A 17859-nucleotide genomic window follows, 5' to 3' on the forward strand; every position below is an offset into this window, starting at 1 on the left:
AATCCGATCGAACGCCTTAACGGGGAGATCAAGCGGCGCACCGATGTCGTCGGCATATTCCCGAATGACGACGCCATCGTGCGTCTCGTCGGAGCCCTGCTGCTCGAACAGAACGATGAATGGGCCGTTCAGCGTGCCCGCTACATGACGCTGGAAAGCGTCGGACAATTGAGCGATGATCCCTTCATCAGCCTGCCAGCAGTAGCAGCACGCTGACCAACCCGGCCAAGCCGGACAGCACGGCGACCAATGCCGTCAGTTACACCACGCGGTGGGACACCATCCAGCGCTGCCGGCGATGAACTCTAAGGTGAAGGGGCTTGTCACTAGTTGACGGGAGGGCGACGAGGCTTCTTCGCTAAACCAAAACAACACGTGCACCGCCCAAATAACTAAAAAAATCGCAACAGCACGCGGCGGAAACAACAAGAAAAAGGCAAACACAAGGTAGAACCACATCTCATATACTAGCGACCACCCTACAGGCAGCAACGGCAACCTAGTATCCGGAAGAAATTAAAAGGAGTTCAGCAGACTAACGTCGTTACCTTGTGCTGAATTTATTATCTGCGGAGCGACAAGAAACACCGGCACGAGAAGCAGTGAATAAAACCAGTAAGGCGGGTATACCCTTATCACCCTACGAGCCAAGAAATGATATGCCGACGGAAGGCCTCGAGGGGAACCCATTGTCGAATGTACCATTACAAAGCCACTGATGACAAAAAACACATCAACACCAAGCATGCCTTTTGCGAATATCTCTGGCAGAAGGGCAGCGCTAACGTATTTTTTCTCAATGGCGAGCATGTGGTACGCAACAACCATCCATGCTGCGATGCCACGGGCTGCTTGTATACTACTTAGCTGCTTCAATTGCTGGAGCTCCGGTCAGACGGCAACGAGTTAAAAGGAGCCGTACAAACTGGCAAGGGAAAACGGGGGCTATTCTTTAATCCCTAAAGGCTGCAATTGACCCCAGCCAGAAAGATACGACCTCGCAAGCGACCTCGCGGTTTTTTTTCGCTACGGAATCAGTCATCAGGCGATGAGGAGCGAGCTCAGACCAGCACTGAGCCAGCCCGCGAACTGATCAACACGATCGTCCCATCGTACCAGTAGATGTAATAAGTCCGGAGAGAATGGKGCGGTCGAGAAGACTCGAACTTCCACGGGTTGCCCCACAGCGACCTCAACGCTGCGCGTCTACCAATTCCGCCACGACCGCATCATGACAGGGGCCGGTTGCGACCGGCAACGGGCATGTAGCAAATCGCCTTCACCCGCACAAGTGGTCCTTGAAGGCCTTTCCGGGGGAAATTTTTCACGCGCTTGGCGCGGCCGAGAGTAGGTGAACCCGACGCGGCGCCACGGCCGCACCTGCGGCGGCGCATGCCTCGCGAATTGCCCCTGCCACGTCTTTCCATCAGCAACAGAGGCAGCGGACTTCGTGCAAGGAACAGCCAACGTGAATCCTCGCACAGAAAGAAATCAATTCCCGACGCCGTTCTCTGACCACAGGAAATGTAAGCGTCAGCCCATCGATCAGACGAAGACCAATCACCTGGCTGAAGCTTGAAGAGAAACCAACGATGCCTTGAGGAAGCGGTAGAAGCGTCAGCCTCCAACTGGTCAATGGTGCGGTCGAGAAGACTCGAACTTCCACGGGTTGCCCCACAGCGACCTCAACGCTGCGCGTCTACCAATTCCGCCACGACCGCATCATGACAGGGGCCGGTTGCGACCGGCAACGGGCATGTATCAAATGCCCCTACCCCGCACAAGTGGCCTTCTTGAACTTTCTGGAATAAATTTGGGAAAGGCGATTTTCTGCCCATGCGGTGCGAGAAGCTCGCGGCAAACGCCTTGAAAACGCACACGAAACTGGATCTCCGCCGCCTGAGGTGGCATATCCTCCCCGTCCCCGGCAGCATGAAGCCCTGCCGCCACCAGGAATCGGTACCGTCTCATGTCTGAACGCAGCCAGCTCAACACCTCTTTCCTGCCCGCACCGGGCAGCCCGCCCGTCGAATGGCGTGTTGAGCCGGGTCTCACGGACTACGAAACGGCGCTTTCCTTCATGGAAAATCGCGCAGCGGCGATTCGCAACGAAGGTGCTGCCGAAATGGTGTGGCTGGTGGAACACCCGCCCCTCTACACGGCGGGCTCCAGCGCCGACCCGCAGGACCTGCTGCAGCCCGACCGATTCCCGGTCTTTGATGCCGGACGAGGTGGCGAATACACCTATCATGGCCCCGGCCAGCGGGTTGCCTATGTCATGCTCGACCTGAAGCGCCGGCGCGAAGACGTTCGCGCCTTCGTTGCCTCGCTCGAAGAATGGATCATCCGCTCACTCGCCTCCTTCAACGTGAAGGGAGAACGCCGCGAAGATCGGGTCGGCGTGTGGGTGGTGCGGCCGGAGCGTCCGCCCCTGCCGAACGGACAGCCAGCTGAGGACAAGATCGCCGCGATCGGCATTCGCTTGAAGCGCTGGGTCAGCTTCCACGGCATCGCCGTGAACATCGAACCCGACCTCTCCCATTTCGGCGGGATCGTGCCCTGTGGCATTCAGGGCTACGGCGTCACCAGCCTCGTCGCTCTCGGCCTCCCGGTGACGATGGGCGACTACGACGTCGCCCTCAAGACCGCTTTCGAAGATGTGTTCGGCGAAACCGTACCTGTTTTGTTCTAAAACGAACCGATCAGCAAAGCCATTGCCGTCACGAACGCACTTACGGAAACCAGCGAAGCGACATCTTGGAGGAACTCAGACATAACCCTCTCCCGTTTCTGTTATGTCCGCAGTGTGTTTCCTTTTTGTTCTCTTGTCAAGCGGCCTGATCCATAGGTCAGTCACGCCGCCCGATTCGATCTGAAACCGGGCGGCGGGTTCGTTTTCGGATCAGGCTGGCTTCATGCCCTTCTTGAAGCGCTTGCCGTTGCCGACATAGAGGTCGGCGGATTTCTTCAGCCCCTCGACGGCCTTCTCGTCCAGTTCGCGCACGACCTTGGCCGGAACGCCCACGATCAGCGAGTTGTCCGGGAACTCCTTGCCTTCGGTGACGAGCGCCCCCGCCCCGACCAGGCAGTTCTTGCCGATCTTCGCGCCGTTGAGAACGATCGCGCCCATACCGATCAGCGTGTTGTCGCCGATCGTGCAGCCGTGCAGGATGGCGCGGTGGCCAACCGTGCAGTCCTTGCCGACGGTGAGCGGATAGCCCATGTCCGTGTGCAGCACGCTGTGCTCCTGCACGTTGCTGCGGTCGCCGATCGAAATCAGCTCATTGTCGCCGCGCAGCACCGCGCCGAACCAGATGCCGGTGTCGCGGCCGAGATGTACCTTGCCGATGACGGATGCATCCGGTGCGACCCAGGTGCTTTCCTCATCGTCGAGTTGCGGCGCGACGCCGTCGAGCGTGTAAAGCGGCATGATTCCTCCTGATACGGCTGCTTTATCCTACCCTTAGGGGAGCAACGCTCCCGGATGCAAGCACCGCGCTGACGATCTTTCGCAGCTGCGACAGGAATGGATTTTACCGTCCGTTTACCACGTTCGGACAAGGGTGGGGCGACCTTGAAGGGGCACACCGTTGTACAGCGAAACAGCCGATACCTACGACACGTTCTCGCCGGAGCGCATCCGTTCCCGGTTCATGATGCGCGTGTTTCTGATCCTTGCGGCTCTGGCATTGGCGTTGCTGGCGATCAGCCTGGCAGGCAAATGGTTCGGGCGCACGATCGCGATGGGCGGTCATACCGACGACACGACGCCATATGAGATCGTCATCGGCAACGATGTGCTGCGTGTGCCAGCCAACATGATCCGCTTCGACCATGCGCGGCGCGATGGAGTCGTCGCCAAGCTCGACCTCTACATGCGCTGGCCGCGAATGGACGGCTATTCGGCAGAGGCGCGCGCCGCATTCAATCACGAGAATGGCTCGCGGGAACTCCTGTTCCTCACCTTCGAGGAGCGGATGATGTCGCGCGACATGTCCGGCCGCTACGAGCCGATCTACAAGGCGATGGTGAAGGACTCAGGACGTCCAGGCCCCAATGGCCTCACCGTCTATTCCTTCCCGGAAAACACCGGCTATGTCGACGAGCTGCTGGTAGTCGGCAATGCCGACAGCTACAAGCCGTTCGTGATGCGCTGCCTTTCGGGCGAGGCGGCGCGCGAATCGCTTGCACCGTGCGAGCGAGACATTCATCTCGGCCGGGGTCTTACCCTCACCTACCGTTTGCCGGCAGCGCTCGCAGCGTCGTGGCGCGAGGTGGATGCAGCGGTGCGCAAGGCGGCCGAAGGTTTTTTACTGACAGAACAGTAAGCTGATGTAACGAGCGGTCAGGAAGCCGCGCCGTAAATGGCGTCGGCCCGCTTTTCAAACGCTTCGGCGAACATGCGGAAGGCGCGATCAAACATCGCCCCCATCAACGCCCCGAGCACGCGGCTCTTGAACTCGTAGTCGATGAAGAAGCCGATTTCCGTCCCGCCACCGGGGGCCGTTTCGAAGCGCCACGTGTTAACTAGGTACTTGAACGGTCCGTCGATGTATTTGACGTCGATGCGGTTGTCTGCCGGCTTCAGTACCACCTGGCTGGTGAACGTCTCGCGGATCGCCTTGTAGCCGACGGTCATGTCAGCCACGAGAAGGGTCACGCCATCCCGCTCGCGGCGCGAGCGGATCGACAGCGCCTCGCACATCGGCAGAAATTCCGGATATCTCTCGATGTCCGCCACCAACGCAAACATCTGCGCCGGCGAATGGGAGACGGTTCTGGTGGTTTCGAAACTTGGCATCGGCGAAGGGCTACACGCTGACGGTTATTTCGGCAAGCAGAGCGTCCATCTCGTCCTGTGTAGTGAGGTGGATCAGATTCCTCGTTACGCCGGGAGCAGCCAGCTTCTGCTCGATCTGAGGCACGAGGTCCCGGTCGAAGGTCCAGACATAGCGCAGGAAACGCAGATCGACGCGTTCCGGGCAATCATCTGCCATGTCGGGCCGCGTCCTGCCGTGGAATTGCAGCCACCGGCGAAGCAGCCGCCACATGCACACCCTGCGCGGCAAGCGGAGCCAGATCACCAGATCCGCCCGCGTCAGACGAAGCTCCAGCGTGTTGAGGCCGGTTCCATCGATCAGCCATCTGTCAGCGGAAATCGCATCCTCGATCAGTGTGCGAATTTCTTCCCGCGGCCGCATCCGCCAGCCGGGTAGCCAGAAGAACGCACGGTCCATCGGGATGTACGGCAGGTCGAACTGCCGGGCGAGCACCTGCGAAAGCGTCGACTTGCCGCTGCCCGGCGAACCGATCACGAGAACGCGGCGGGCTATTGCCAGAAGCTCCGCCGCTTCTTCCGTTTTCACGCGCTTGCGGCGAGCTTCTTCGCGCGTGCTTCGCGTAGGCGGGCGAAATCGTCGCCGGCGTGGTGCGACGAGCGCGTCAACGGGCTCGACGACACCATTAGGAAGCCCTTGGTGTAGGCGACCGTCTCGTAGGACTTGAACTCTTCCGGCGTAACGAACTTCTTCACCGGATGGTGCTTGCGCGACGGCGCGAGGTACTGGCCGATGGTGATGAAGTCGACGTCGGCGGTGCGCAGGTCGTCCATGAGCTGCAGAACTTCGTTCCGCTCTTCGCCGAGGCCGACCATAATGCCGGACTTTGTGAAGATGGTCGGGTCGAGCTCCTTGACCCGCTGCAGCAGACGCAGCGAGTGGAAGTAGCGGGCGCCCGGTCGAACGGTCAGGTAGTTCGACGGCACCGTTTCGAGGTTGTGGTTAAAGACGTCCGGCTTGGCCGCAACCACAATCTCAAGCGCCTTTGCGGCGTCCTTGCGCAGGAAGTCGGGGGTCAGGATCTCGATGGTCGTCTCGGGCGATGCGTCGCGGATCGCGTGGATCACGTCGGCAAAATGCTGCGCGCCACCGTCGGCCAGATCGTCGCGATCGACCGAGGTGATGACGACGTGGCTGAGCGCCATCTGCTTCACGGCCTTAGCGACATTTGCCGGCTCTTCCGGATCGAGCGGCAGCGGAATGCCGGTCGCGACGTTGCAGAAGGCGCAGGCGCGGGTGCAGATCTCGCCCATGATCATGAAGGTGGCGTGCTTCTTGTCCCAGCACTCACCAATGTTCGGGCAGCCCGCTTCCTCGCAAACCGTGACAAGCTTGTTGTCCTTCACGATGTTGCGCGTCTCGAGGTAGCCGCGCGAGACCGGGGCCTTGACGCGGATCCATTCGGGCTTGCGTAACACCTCCTGGTCGGGCCGGTGAGCCTTCTCCGGATGGCGGGGCCTTGGCTTATCGACCAGGTTTACGACGGTGACCATGACTGACCTTCCTGCTTGCGTCCGGCACATATAGGCCGAGACGAGGCGGTTTGAAACCGCCTCTGCCTGCTACATGTTCAACGCCTTGCCGTATGCGTCGAGCACGCTCTCCTTCATCATTTCCGACAGAGTCGGATGCGGGAAGATAGTGTGCATCAGCTCTTCCTCGGTCGTCTCGAGGTTCATCGCGACGACGAAGCCCTGAATGAGCTCGGTGACTTCCGCGCCAACCATGTGCGCGCCGAGGAGCTGGCCGGTCTTCTTGTCGAAGATCGTCTTGACGAGGCCCTGGTCCTCGCCGAGCGCTACGGCCTTGCCGTTGGCGACGAACGGGAAGCGGCCGACGCGGATGTCGTAACCTGCTTCCTTGGCCTTGGCTTCCGTGAGGCCGACAGACGCGACCTGCGGGTTGCAGTAGGTGCAGCCCGGAACCAGCGTGCGGTCGAGCGGGTGCGGATGCAGGCCCGCGATCTTTTCGACACAGATGACGGCCTCGTGCTCGGCCTTGTGCGCGAGCATCGGAGGACCGGCAACGTCGCCGATCGCATACACGCCCGGCACACTGGTGCGGCAAAACTCGTCGATGGCGATCGCGCCGCGCTCCAGCTTCACGCCAAGCGCCTCGAGGCCGAGGTTTTCGGTGTTGCACTGGACGCCAACCGCGGAGATCAGGCGGTCGGCAGTAATCTTCTCGACCGAACCGTCCTTCTTCTCGACGTGGGCGGTAATCGAGTTCGCGCCCTTCTCGACCTTGGTCACCTTCGCCTCGAGGATGAACTTCATCCCCTGCTTCTCGAGCCGCTTCTGGGCGAAGGTCGAGATTTCCTTGTCCTCGACCGGCATGATCTGCGGCATCAGCTCGACGACGGTCACGTCGACGCCAAGCGTGCGGTAGAACGAGGCGAACTCGATGCCGATCGCGCCAGAGCCCATGACGAGCAGCGACTTCGGCAGTTCCTGCGGAACCATCGCCTCGAAATAGGTCCAGATCAGCTTGCCGTCCGGCTCGATGCCGGGCAGCGCGCGCGGACGGGCGCCGGTCGCGATGATGATATGCTTGGCGTTGTAGGTGCCCTCCCCCTTGACGTTCTTGGGCAGCGGCGCCTGCGGCTCCATCGGCTTCTTCGAGGTCTTGGAGACGACGATCTCGTTCGGCTTGGTGAGCTTCGCCTCGCCCCAGATGATGTCGACCTTGTTCTTCTTCATCAGCAGGCCGACGCCGCCGTTCATGCGCTCGGCAATGCCGCGCGAGCGCTTGACGATAGCGGCGATGTCCGGCTTCGCCGAGGCGATTTCCAGGCCGTACTCCTTGGCATGCGTCGCCAGGTGCAGCACCTCGGCCGAGCGCAGCAGCGCCTTGGTCGGGATGCAGCCCCAGTTGGAGCAGATGCCCGCCAGATGCTCGCGCTCGACGATCGCCGTCTTCAGGCCAAGCTGCGCGGAACGAATTGCCGCGATGTAGCCGCCCGGTCCTGCCCCGATGATGATGACGTCATAGCTTTCGGCCACGGCCGGTCTCCTATTCTAAAGTCCTAGCATCACGCGCACGATCGGCTCGATGCCGCGGCCGATGGCACGTGTGTTTTCGGCGTCGAGATGGACGCCGTCGACGGGTGTTGTTCTTGCGACCGAGCCTGCATCGAAGAAGCCGCAACCGACTTCATCAGCGAGATCGGCATAAAGGCTCGCCAGCATCTGCGACTGCTCGACCCCGCCGGCGAACATCGCCGCATATTCGGGGTTGGCGGTTTCGCAAAGCGGCGGCGGAGCGACAATCAGGACGGCTGGCGGTTCTTCCGATCCGTCCCGCGTCGGGCTGGTCCTGACAATCTCCACCAGGCGACGCATTCCCTGCATGGCCGCAAGCGCCGTACCGGCAATCGCCGGTTTCATGTCGTTCGACCCGAGCATGATTATGACGAGGTCCAGCGGCGCGTGGGTGTAGAGTGACGTCGGCAGGATGCGCACGCCGTTACGGTCGCACGCGGCCAGATGTTCATCGAAGCCAGTGGTGCGGCCGCGCAGGCCATCAGTGATCACCTCGACATCCGGCCCAAGCGCCTTCTGCAGCACGTTCGGCCAGCGGTCCTCGCAGGTGTGCCGGCCGCCGGTCTCGGCGTTGGAACCCCAGGTGATCGAGTCACCATAGCAAAGAATGGTCTTCATCGGTGTGCCTACCTGTTCCGTTTCACTCAACGGAGATTACGCAGTCCGATAGCGGTGAAAAGGAACAGGACACCGTTCGAGATCAGTTCGATGCCGAGGAGGATGCCAAGAACCTGCGTCGCGGCAGAAAGGATATCCGCGAGGATCATGATGCCCAGCACCAGCGACACGATGCCGGAGAGGAGCACCCAGCCCCACCCCGTCAGCGGCCGTAGCGAGAAGGACAGCATGATCTTGACGATGCCCGTCACCAGGAAGAGCACCGCCACGAGGATGGTCAGCGAGATCATCCCCGCCAGCGGATCGAAGATCAGCGACAGGCCGACAGCCAGCGTCAGCAGGCCGAAGAGCAGCGCCCAGATGAAGCCGCCCCAGCCCTTGATCTGGAAAGACTGGAACACCTGAAGCGCACCGAGAAAGGCAAACGCCCATCCGGCCATCAGGGTCGCGGTCAGCGTGGCCGCCAACGGATTGAGCAGCGCCAGAACGCCGCCGATCAGGGAGATGACGGCGAAAGCCGCCATCCAGCCCCACGATTTCCTCAGGCCTGCCTCAATAGCTGTCATCATCATCGAACCGTCCTCCACAGCAGGTGCCGGGCACAGTGCTCGGCACTCAGACGAGCATCGAGAATGGCGCCTCCACGTAGCGCTTGAAAGCTGCGAGCAGCTCGGCACCAAGGGCACCGTCAACCGCGCGGTGGTCGGTCGAGAGCGTCACCGACATCACGTTGGCGACAACGATTTGGCCACCCTTGACCACTGCCCGCTCCTCGCCCGCGCCAACGGCCAGAATGGTCGCGTGCGGCGGGTTGATGACGGCAGCGAAGTCCTTGATGCCGAACATGCCGAGGTTGGACACGGCGGTGGTGCCGCCCTGGTACTCTTCCGGCTTCAGCTTGCGGGCGCGGGCGCGCGCGGCAAGGTCCTTCATCTCGTTGGAGATGGCGGACAGGGTCTTTTCCTCGGCCTTGCGGACGATGGGGGTGATCAGGCCGCCCGGGATCGACACAGCCACGCCGACGTCGGCGTGCTTGTGCTTGAGCATGCCGCCCTCGGTCCAGGAGACATTCGCATCCGGAACCGCCTTCAGCGCAAGCGCCATGGCCTTGATGACCATGTCGTTAACGGAGAGCTTGTAGGCCGGAACCTCGCCCTTTTCCGTCTTGATCATCGGAGCTGCGTCGTTGAGCTGCTTGCGCAGCGCGAGCAGCGCATCGATCTCGCAGTCCAGCGTGAGGTAGAAGTGCGGAACGGTGCTCTTTGCCTCGACCAGACGGCGCGCGATGGTCTTGCGCATGCTGTCGTGCGGGATGACCTCGTAGGAGCCTTCCTCGAACAGCTTGAGTACGGCGTCGTCCGACATACCCTTCGGAGCCGCAGCAGGTGCAGCGGCCGGTGCTTCCGCCGCCCTGGCAGCCGGAGCGGCCTTGGTGACACCGCCGGCAATTGCAGCCTCGACGTCAGCCTTCACGACACGGCCCTTCGGACCGGTACCGGTGATCGCGGAAATGTCGACGCCCGCGTCCTTGGCGATGCGGCGAGCGAGCGGCGAGGCAAAGGTGCGCTCGCCGGAAGCTGCCGGAGCCTGAGGAGCCGCGGGAGCCGGAGCTGCAGCCACCGGTGCCGGGGCAGCGGCAGGGGCAGTTTCCTGCTTGGCCGGCTCGGCCTTGGGAGCCTCAGCCTTCGGTGCCTCTGCCTTGGGTGCGGGAGTCGCGGTTGCGCCAGCAGCGGCGGGGATCGCGATCAGGGTGTTGACCTTGACGCCTTCGGNGCCTCAGCCTTCGGTGCCTCTGCCTTGGGTGCGGCCGCCGCATCCTCGCCTTCTTCGGCGAGGATCGCGATCAGGGTGTTGACCTTGACGCCTTCGGTGCCGGCCGGAACGACGAGCTTGGCAACGATGCCCTCGTCAACCGCCTCGACTTCCATCGTGGCCTTGTCGGTCTCGATTTCAGCGATGACGTCGCCCGGAGCGACCTTGTCGCCTTCCTTGACCAGCCACTTCGCGAGGTTGCCCTCTTCCATCGTCGGCGAAAGCGCCGGCATCGTGATGTTAATCGCCATCGATCGCGCTCCCTCAGCGGTAAGTTACGGCTTTCACCGCATCGACAACCTCACCGACGCTCGGCAGCGCCAGCTTCTCGAGGTTGGCCGCGTACGGCATCGGCACGTCCTTGCCGGCAATGGTGATGACCGGCGCGTCGAGATAGTCGAAGATCTCGCGCTGGACGCGGTTGGCGATGAAGTCACCAACCGACGACTGCGGGAAGCCTTCCTCGACGACTACGAGGCGGTTGGTCTTCTTCACCGATGCGAACACCGTGTCGAAGTCGAGCGGACGAATGGTGCGCAGGTCGATGATCTCCGCATCGATGCCCATGGCCGCGAGTTCGGCTTCCGCCTTGACCGCGTAGGTCATGCCGATTCCGAACGAGACGATGGTGACGTCCTTGCCGGTCTTGTGGATGCGTGCCTTGCCGATCGGCAGCACGAAGTCATCCAGCTTCGGAACTTCGAAGCTCTGGCCGTAGAGGATTTCGTTCTCGAGGAAAATGACCGGGTTCGAATCGCGAATGGCCGCCTTCAGCAGGCCCTTGGCGTCGGCTGCCGTGTACGGCATCACGACCTTGAGGCCCGGAATGTGGCTGTACCAGGCGGCGTAGCACTGCGAGTGCTGGGCCGCGACGCGGGCAGCAGCACCGTTCGGGCCGCGGAAGACCATCGGCGCGCCCATCTGGCCGCCGGCCATGTAGAGCGTCTTCGCAGCCGAGTTGACGATCTGGTCGATCGCCTGCATTGCGAAGTTGAAGGTCATGAACTCGACAATCGGGCGCAGGCCCGCCATGGCCGCACCCACGCCGATGCCGGCAAAGCCGTGCTCAGTGATGGGGGTATCGACCACGCGGCGCGGGCCGAACTCCTGCAGCAGGCCCTGGGTCACCTTGTAGGCGCCCTGGTACTCGGCAACCTCTTCACCCATGATGAAGACGTTCTCGTCGCGGCGCATTTCTTCCGCCATGGCGTCGCGCAGCGCTTCGCGGACGGTCATGGTCACCATCTCGGTGCCGGCCGGAATGTCCGGATCGGCGGCAACTTCGCTCTTCGGCGCGGCCGGAACGGTTGCAGCCTTGCTTGCGGTCGGCTCCTCGGCAGCCTCGCGTGCCTTGCCGCCGGCATCGTCCGCGGTCGCGGCCGGAGTATCGGCGTCAGCCTTGGCCGCAGGCGCGGCGGCCGGCAGGTCGTCCGCGCTCTCGCCTTCCTGAACGAGGACCGCGATCGGCGTGTTCACCTTGACGCCTTCGGTGCCTTCGGCGACCAGGATCTTGCCAAGGATACCTTCATCAACAGCCTCGACTTCCATCGTGGCCTTGTCGGTTTCGATCTCGGCAATGACATCACCGGGAGCGACCTTGTCGCCCTCCTTCTTGACCCACTTGGCGAGATTGCCCTCTTCCATGGTCGGCGAGAGAGCGGGCATGAGAATTTCGATCGGCATAATCCGCCTCCCCCTTTAGAGCAGAATGTCGGTGTAGAGCTCGGATGCATCCGGCTCCGGATCGGTCTGCGCGAAGTCAGCAGCGTCGGCGACGATGTCGCGGACTTCCTTGTCGATCGCCTTCAGATCGTCCTCGGTCGCCCACTGCTTCTGCAGCAGGCGAGCCTTGACCTGCTCGATCGGGTCGTGCTCGGAGCGCATCTTCTGCACTTCATCCTTCGAGCGGTACTTTGCCGGGTCGGACATCGAGTGACCGCGATAGCGGTAGGTCTGCATCTCGAGAATGATCGGGCCATTGCCGCTACGGCACCATTCAACGGCAAGGTCCGACGCAGCCTTCACGGCGCGAACGTCCATGCCATCGACCTGGATGCCCGGAATGCGGAACGAGACACCGCGCTGGGCAAAATTGGTCTCAGCCGACGAGCGGGTCACCGCGGTGCCCATGGCGTAGCGGTTATTCTCGATCACGTAGATGACGGGGAGCTTCCACAGCGAGGCCATGTTGAAGCTCTCGTAGACCTGACCCTGATTGGCTGCGCCGTCACCGAAGAAGGTCAGCGCAACGTGGTCGTTACCGCGATACTTGTTCGCAAACGCAAGGCCGGTGCCGAGCGAGACCTGCGCACCGACGATGCCGTGACCGCCGTAAAAGTTCTTCTCCTTCGAGAACATGTGCATGGAGCCGCCCTTGCCCTTGGAGTAGCCTCCACGGCGGCCCGTCAGCTCGGCCATGACGCCGCGCGGGGACATGTCCATCGCCAGCATGTGGCCGTGATCGCGGTAACCCGTGATCATCTGGTCGCCTTCTTTAATGGCCATGGCCATGCCGGTGACGACCGCTTCCTGTCCGATATAGAGGTGGCAGAAGCCACCGATGTAGCCCATACCGTAGAGCTGACCCGCCTTCTCTTCGAAGCGGCGGATCAAGAGCATGTCGCGGTAAGCCTTGAGCTCCTGCTCCTTGGAAAATTCAGCTGGGGCCGGAGTTCTCGGTGCCGGCGGGGTTTTCGAATCCGCCTTGGTTTTCTTGGCGGACGTTTTCCTGGCGGCTGTCGCCATGCTCTCGCTCCCTGTTCTTCACAGTGTCGTTTGGGAAGGCACGCCATCCCGATCGTGGCGAAAGCTAGCATGTGCAACGTTTGTCCGCCACGCAGAAAATGCATGGGTCACATGCGTACAAACATTTCTTTTTACACGTAAATCGGTTGATTAACCGCAATTCGGTTAATCACCGATCAGCGCAGAATGATGACCTCATCAGGCTGGGCGAGGTTCAGCGCACGGCGCGCATGCTCATCCAGCATGTCCTTCTCCATAAACCCATCATGTAGGAGCTGGACGCGATTTTCCAGATGCATCCGCTCTTTCGTGATCTGGGCGAGATTCTGCTCAAGCTGCGCGACACGCTCCTCGAGCTGCATCTTGGCGTTCAGGCCATAGGTGCCGTGGAATGCGTGGAAGCCGAAATAGGAGAAAACCACAGCGGCGATCGCCGGCACGATCAGGGCACCGGTATTCCGCTTCTTGCGTTGACGTGTCCACATGGGGATTGGCGCGATACTCGAGAACAATGGCGCCATTTGATCCCAACATGCTTAAGGGGCGGTTACTTTCGCAACCGCCCCTTCAGATTCATCCGGATCAGAACTGAAGCGCCAGTCAGGCCTTCAGGATGCTGGTGCCGGCGTAGCGCGCCGCCTTGCCCAGTTCTTCCTCGATGCGGAGCAGCTGGTTGTACTTGGCGAGACGATCCGAACGAGCCAGCGAGCCGGTCTTGATCTGACCGCAGTTGGTCGCGACCGCGAGGTCGGCGATGGTCGAATCCTCGGTCTCGCCCGAGCGGTGCGACATGACGGCCGTGTAGGCCGCCTTGTGCGCGGTCTCGACGGCATCGAGCGTCTCCGTCAGGGTGCCGATCTGGTTGACCTTGACGAGGATCGAGTTGGCGACGCCCATGCGGATGCCGTCGCGCAGACGTTCGGAGTTGGTCACGAACAGGTCGTCGCCAACCAGCTGAACCTTCTTGCCGATCAGGTCGGTCAGGATCTTCCAGCCTTCCCAGTCGTCCTCTGCCATGCCGTCCTCGATCGAGATGATTGGATAGTCGGCGGTCAGCTTGGCGAGGTACTTGGCCTGGGCCTTCGAGTCGCGGGTCTTGCGCTCGCCCTCGTAGACGTAGTTGCCGTCCTTGAAGAACTCGGTTGAGGCGCAGTCGAGCGCGATGGCAACCTGCTCGCCGGGCTTGTAGCCAGCCTTCTCGATCGAGGCCATGACGAAGTCCAGCGCTGCCTGTGCGCTCTTGAGGTTCGGCGCAAAGCCGCCCTCATCACCGACGTTGGTGTTGTGGCCGGCGTCCTTCAGGCCCTTCTTGAGGGTGTGGAAGATTTCCGAACCCCAACGCAGCGCCTCGCGAAACGACTCAGCGCCGACCGGCATGATCATGAATTCCTGGAAGTCGATCGGGTTGTCCGCGTGCGCGCCGCCGTTGACGATATTCATCATCGGAACGGGGAGAATGTGTGCGCCTGCGCCGCCGACGTAGCGGTAAAGCGGCAGGTCTGCCGAGACCGCAGCCGCACGAGCGACGGCCAACGAGACGCCCAGGATCGCGTTGGCGCCGAGGCGAGACTTGTTGGGCGTGCCGTCCAGCTCGATCATGGTGCGATCGATCTGGATCTGGTTTTCGGCGTCGAGGCCGCCAATGGCCTCAAAAATCTCGCAGTTGACGGCGTCGACAGCACCCTTCACACCCTTGCCGAGGTAGCGGGAGCCGCCGTCACGCAGCTCGACCGCCTCATGGGCGCCCGTCGAGGCGCCGGACGGCACCGCTGCGCGGCCCATCGAACCGTCTTCCAGCACCACATCCACTTCAACGGTCGGGTTGCCTCGGCTGTCGAGAATTTCGCGGCCGACGATATCAACGATTGCGGTCATCTGGGGTCCCCTTTGGCAAGGATTGCAAGGTGGGGCCGTCTTAGCGAATGGGAGCGCAAAGAAAAAGACCCGGCAGCGGTCTGCCGGGTCTTTCTTGTGATGTCTGGCTACTGAAGTCGACTAAATCCAGTACGGCGGAACGTTGTAGTAGTTGTACGACGCCTCACGCACTTTCTCGCCGTCCGAATTCGTCAGCTCGCTGATGTCGTAGACCGGTGCAGCCTCGAGCTGTTCGCGGGTGAACGAAACGACATAGCCGCCGCGGCTTGGATCGTAGTCGAGACTCGCCCACGGGACGGCGTGATACTTTTCGCCGATGCCGAGGAAGCCGCCAAAGCCGATCACGGCGAACATGATGCTGTTGGACAGCTTGTCCAGCATGACGTCTTCAATCGTACCGATATGGTTGCCTTCGGTGTTGTAGACATCGGTGCCGATGACGCGCGAAGCCTGGATCGCCTGAGTGTGACCTGATGCTGTAGCCATTCCGGTGCTCCTTTTGGAATCTTCTCACGCCCCTGTCCCTCATCAATCGGGCAGGGGCGAAGAAGTTCCCGGGCGCCGGGTGCGTCAGTTTTGTTTGGCGATGCGGTCGAAGGCCATCAGGCGCTCGAGCAGGCGCGGCATGTCCTTGAGCGCAACCATATTCGGTCCATCCGAAGGTGCGTTGTCGGGGTCCTGATGCGTCTCGATGAAGACGCCGGCAACGCCGACGGCCACGGCCGCGCTTGCCAGCGTCTGGACGAAGCGGCGCTCGCCACCCGACGAACCACCCTGCCCGCCGGGCTGTTGCACGGAATGGGTGGCGTCGAAAATCACCGGCGCACCGGTTTCCGCCATGATGGGTAGCGCGCGCATGTCGCACACCAGCGTATTGTACCCGAACGAGGCGCCGCGTTCAGTCAACAGGACATTCGCGTTGCCGGAGCCGGTCACCTTCGCAACGACGTTCTTCATGTCCCAGGGCGCGAGGAACTGGCCCTTCTTGACGTTGACGATCTTGCCGGTCTTTGCCGCCGCGATGAGAAGGTCGGTCTGGCGCGAGAGAAATGCCGGGATTTGCAGAATGTCGACCACCTCGGCGACGATGCCGCATTGCTCCTCGGTGTGAACGTCGGTAAGCACCGGCAGTTCGAGGTCCTTGCGCAGGTCGGCGAAGACCGGCAGCGCTGCTTCAAGGCCGGCACCGCGCTTTCCAGAAAGCGAGGTGCGGTTCGCTTTGTCGAAAGAGGTCTTGTAGACTAGACCGATCCCCAGCGACGCACACATTTCCTTCAGGGCGCCGGCGATATCGAACGCATGCTGGCGGCTTTCGAGCTGGCATGGACCGGCGATCAGGGCCAGCGGCGCCGAGTTGGAGAAGACGACGTTGCCTGCGCGGACGGTCGAATTTGGGGAAGTCATGGCAATTCCTCGAATATGAAATCCACGCCCTGCCCGGGCGCAGCCGGAACCCTGATGGCTCCATCGCTCAGGTGCTCGTAGACGATACCGCGACCACTGAACATAGTTTTCGCGAACAAAATATTTGCGATGTGGAAAACAATCGCATCGAAACGGGTGGAACTCCCTTGCGTGTGCTCGCGAACCTGAACGGTACAACCGGCGAGCGGCACCGAAAGCTTGCTCGCCTCGGCGTTCACCTTGCTGCGGGCAGCCTTCGCCAGAAATTCGGCCAGCTCATTCGCTCTCGGGGACGTCATGACGACGGAGGCGATAGCCTTCGCACCGTTTTCGTGTTTTTCGAGCTGACTGCGATCGATCTTCGGCGCCTTGCGACGCTCGCAGGCAAAGAAGTGCAGGTCAGGCGCTGCAGGAGTGCCGGCAAAGGCCAGCAGGAAGGTGGCGATATCGGAACGGCCGCTGGCGTCCATTGACGGACGCGAAAACTCTACCATCGCACCGCCGGAGATACCGGCTTCCCGGAATTCTCGGTCGTCAGCTTCGGCATCCGTTGTGGCGAAGACCAGGCCGGAGAGCCCCTCGTCGCCCGCCGCAGCCCTGAAGCGCCGATCTGACTGAACAAAGTTGTTGCCGTCCGCGATGGCCTTATCGACAACAGCCCTGTCGCCAATTGCCAAAGGTTCGATGAAGGTGCCGTCAGCGAAGTAGATGCAGGCGTTGATCGTTCCGAATGGATGGTTGCCCTGCGGCGCGACGGTGAACCCCAGCGACGACAGCCGCTCTCGTGCGGTCGCCAAGCTGGCAGTAGGCATCACAAGGTGATCGAGCGCCCGCATGCCAATCCCCCACAAAGATCAGATGGCGCCCTGCGTCCAGGCAATGATTTCGCGCGTGACCTCGGCAAACGCGCGGTCGAGCGCCGCGACGTAGGCTTCGTTGCCGCTGCCGCTGAGCGGCGCCTCGGCAGCAAATGTGCGCTCGGCGCGGACAACGCCATTGCGGTCGTTGAGCAGCTTGACGTGCAGCCTCACCTCAGCACGCGAACCCCCGTCGAGGCGAATGCCAAATGCCCTGACTTCCGTCACAAGCTGGTAGTCGATGGCGAGCCCCTCGCCGGGCTTGCCAACACCGCCGAAGCGCCCCGAACCCTGTAGTGCCTCAACGAGCTTGGCCTGGACGAGCCGCGGCAGGCGATCAGCCCACTGCGCCCCCTTGAGATATTCCATTGTCCCTGCAGTCGGGCGGACGACGATGTTCTCGCTGTCGATCGTCTTGATCGCTGTCGGCTCGGCCACCAGCACCTGCACGCGCGATCGGCGCGGGCCAGCCGCATCGACAGTCACCGCATCGAGGTCGAATGTGTCGAGCGGCGCGGGGCCACCGCCGGGAAGCGCTGCGCAACCGGCGAGCATGAGGGCAGACGAAACAAGAAGAACCCGTCGACTGATACTGATCATCGTATTCTACTGTCCCCTTCGGTCGCCGGTGCGGATCGCGAGTGCGGCGATTTAAGTGCTGTAGCGCGC

General features: G+C 61.8%; 19 protein-coding genes, 2 tRNA genes and 1 pseudogene. 3 read left to right on the forward strand and 19 right to left on the reverse strand.

The features are described 5' to 3' along the window. Positions 1-216, forward strand: a 216-nt coding sequence (locus L610_RS17730; protein ID WP_186441557.1) for a transposase, incomplete at its 5' end; no start/stop codon positions are given. 300 nt (positions 217-516) lie between these two features. Here L610_RS17730 and L610_RS20920 read toward each other — a convergent pair. From L610_RS20920 to L610_RS17745, 3 genes are all read right to left on the reverse strand, one after another. Beyond that, on the reverse strand, positions 517-876 hold the full coding sequence (locus L610_RS20920; protein WP_144706695.1) for an acyltransferase family protein: 360 nt from the start codon (positions 874-876) through the stop codon (positions 517-519). 267 nt (positions 877-1143) lie between these two features. Continuing rightward, a tRNA-Leu gene (locus L610_RS17740) sits at positions 1144-1228 on the reverse strand. A 408-nt stretch (positions 1229-1636) separates the two neighbouring features. Further along, positions 1637-1721, reverse strand: a tRNA-Leu gene (locus tag L610_RS17745). 248 nt (positions 1722-1969) lie between these two features. Here L610_RS17745 and lipB point away from each other — a divergent pair. Continuing rightward, complete coding sequence (lipB, locus tag L610_RS17750; RefSeq protein ID WP_144706698.1) at positions 1970-2692, forward strand: lipoyl(octanoyl) transferase LipB; 723 nt, start codon at positions 1970-1972, stop codon at positions 2690-2692. Positions 2693-2902: 210 nt separating this feature from the next. Here the strand turns inward: lipB and L610_RS17755 are convergent, their stop codons facing one another. After that, a complete protein-coding gene (locus tag L610_RS17755) occupies positions 2903-3430 on the reverse strand; it encodes a gamma carbonic anhydrase family protein (RefSeq protein WP_144706700.1) in 528 nt (175 codons plus the stop codon). Between the two features lie 160 nt (positions 3431-3590). On the opposite strand from L610_RS17755, the gene L610_RS17760 reads away from it, so the two are divergent. Continuing rightward, positions 3591-4328 (forward strand): hypothetical protein, encoded by a 738-nt coding sequence (locus L610_RS17760; RefSeq protein ID WP_371713069.1) that lies wholly within the window; start codon positions 3591-3593, stop codon positions 4326-4328. Positions 4329-4345: 17 nt separating this feature from the next. Here L610_RS17760 and L610_RS17765 read toward each other — a convergent pair whose 3' ends face one another. From L610_RS17765 to L610_RS17835, 15 genes and pseudogenes are all read right to left on the reverse strand, one after another. Beyond that, complete coding sequence (locus L610_RS17765; protein ID WP_144706702.1) at positions 4346-4801, reverse strand: type II toxin-antitoxin system RatA family toxin; 456 nt, start codon at positions 4799-4801, stop codon at positions 4346-4348. Positions 4802-4811: 10 nt separating this feature from the next. After that, positions 4812-5366: a hypothetical protein gene (locus L610_RS17770; protein WP_144706704.1), complete on the reverse strand. Its 555-nt coding sequence runs from the start codon at positions 5364-5366 to the stop codon at positions 4812-4814. Then, complete coding sequence (gene lipA / locus L610_RS17775; protein WP_144706706.1) at positions 5363-6331, reverse strand: lipoyl synthase; 969 nt, start codon at positions 6329-6331, stop codon at positions 5363-5365. The genes L610_RS17770 and lipA overlap by 4 nt, the downstream gene beginning before the upstream one ends. A 69-nt stretch (positions 6332-6400) precedes the next feature. Beyond that, positions 6401-7840: a dihydrolipoyl dehydrogenase gene (gene lpdA, locus L610_RS17780; RefSeq protein WP_024847669.1), complete on the reverse strand. Its 1440-nt coding sequence runs from the start codon at positions 7838-7840 to the stop codon at positions 6401-6403. A 15-nt stretch (positions 7841-7855) separates the two neighbouring features. Beyond that, positions 7856-8497 (reverse strand): SGNH/GDSL hydrolase family protein, encoded by a 642-nt coding sequence (locus L610_RS17785; RefSeq protein ID WP_144706708.1) that lies wholly within the window; start codon positions 8495-8497, stop codon positions 7856-7858. Between the two features lie 26 nt (positions 8498-8523). Further along, positions 8524-9069 carry an HdeD family acid-resistance protein gene (locus L610_RS17790; protein ID WP_144706710.1) on the reverse strand — a complete coding sequence of 182 codons (546 nt, stop codon included), beginning with the start codon at positions 9067-9069 and terminating at the stop codon, positions 8524-8526. Between the two features lie 43 nt (positions 9070-9112). Next, a pseudogene (locus L610_RS17795) lies at positions 9113-10560 on the reverse strand (pyruvate dehydrogenase complex dihydrolipoamide acetyltransferase). A 13-nt stretch (positions 10561-10573) separates the two neighbouring features. Then, positions 10574-11992, reverse strand: a complete 1419-nt coding sequence (locus L610_RS17800) for a pyruvate dehydrogenase complex E1 component subunit beta (protein ID WP_144706712.1) — start codon at positions 11990-11992, stop codon at positions 10574-10576. 15 nt (positions 11993-12007) lie between these two features. Then, complete coding sequence (gene pdhA / locus L610_RS17805; protein ID WP_144706714.1) at positions 12008-13054, reverse strand: pyruvate dehydrogenase (acetyl-transferring) E1 component subunit alpha; 1047 nt, start codon at positions 13052-13054, stop codon at positions 12008-12010. A gap of 176 nt (positions 13055-13230) precedes the next feature. Next, positions 13231-13539 carry a septum formation initiator family protein gene (locus L610_RS17810; protein ID WP_034329650.1) on the reverse strand — a complete coding sequence of 103 codons (309 nt, stop codon included), beginning with the start codon at positions 13537-13539 and terminating at the stop codon, positions 13231-13233. 115 nt (positions 13540-13654) lie between these two features. Continuing rightward, entirely contained in the window at positions 13655-14929 is a 1275-nt protein-coding gene (gene eno / locus L610_RS17815; RefSeq protein WP_144706716.1) for a phosphopyruvate hydratase, read from the reverse strand. A gap of 120 nt (positions 14930-15049) precedes the next feature. Then, positions 15050-15415 carry a PRC-barrel domain-containing protein gene (locus L610_RS17820; RefSeq protein WP_144706718.1) on the reverse strand — a complete coding sequence of 122 codons (366 nt, stop codon included), beginning with the start codon at positions 15413-15415 and terminating at the stop codon, positions 15050-15052. A gap of 84 nt (positions 15416-15499) precedes the next feature. After that, entirely contained in the window at positions 15500-16333 is an 834-nt protein-coding gene (gene kdsA, locus L610_RS17825) for a 3-deoxy-8-phosphooctulonate synthase (protein ID WP_144706720.1), read from the reverse strand. Next, positions 16330-17169 carry a VOC family protein gene (locus L610_RS17830; RefSeq protein ID WP_144706722.1) on the reverse strand — a complete coding sequence of 280 codons (840 nt, stop codon included), beginning with the start codon at positions 17167-17169 and terminating at the stop codon, positions 16330-16332. The genes kdsA and L610_RS17830 overlap by 4 nt, the downstream gene beginning before the upstream one ends. A gap of 18 nt (positions 17170-17187) precedes the next feature. Next, positions 17188-17790: an ABC-type transport auxiliary lipoprotein family protein gene (locus tag L610_RS17835; protein ID WP_144706724.1), complete on the reverse strand. Its 603-nt coding sequence runs from the start codon at positions 17788-17790 to the stop codon at positions 17188-17190. Positions 17791-17859 lie beyond the last annotated feature (69 nt).

Origin of the sequence: Aminobacter sp. J44, assembly GCF_007829415.1 — a bacterium.
Taxonomy (GTDB): Bacteria; Pseudomonadota; Alphaproteobacteria; order Rhizobiales; family Rhizobiaceae; genus Aerobium.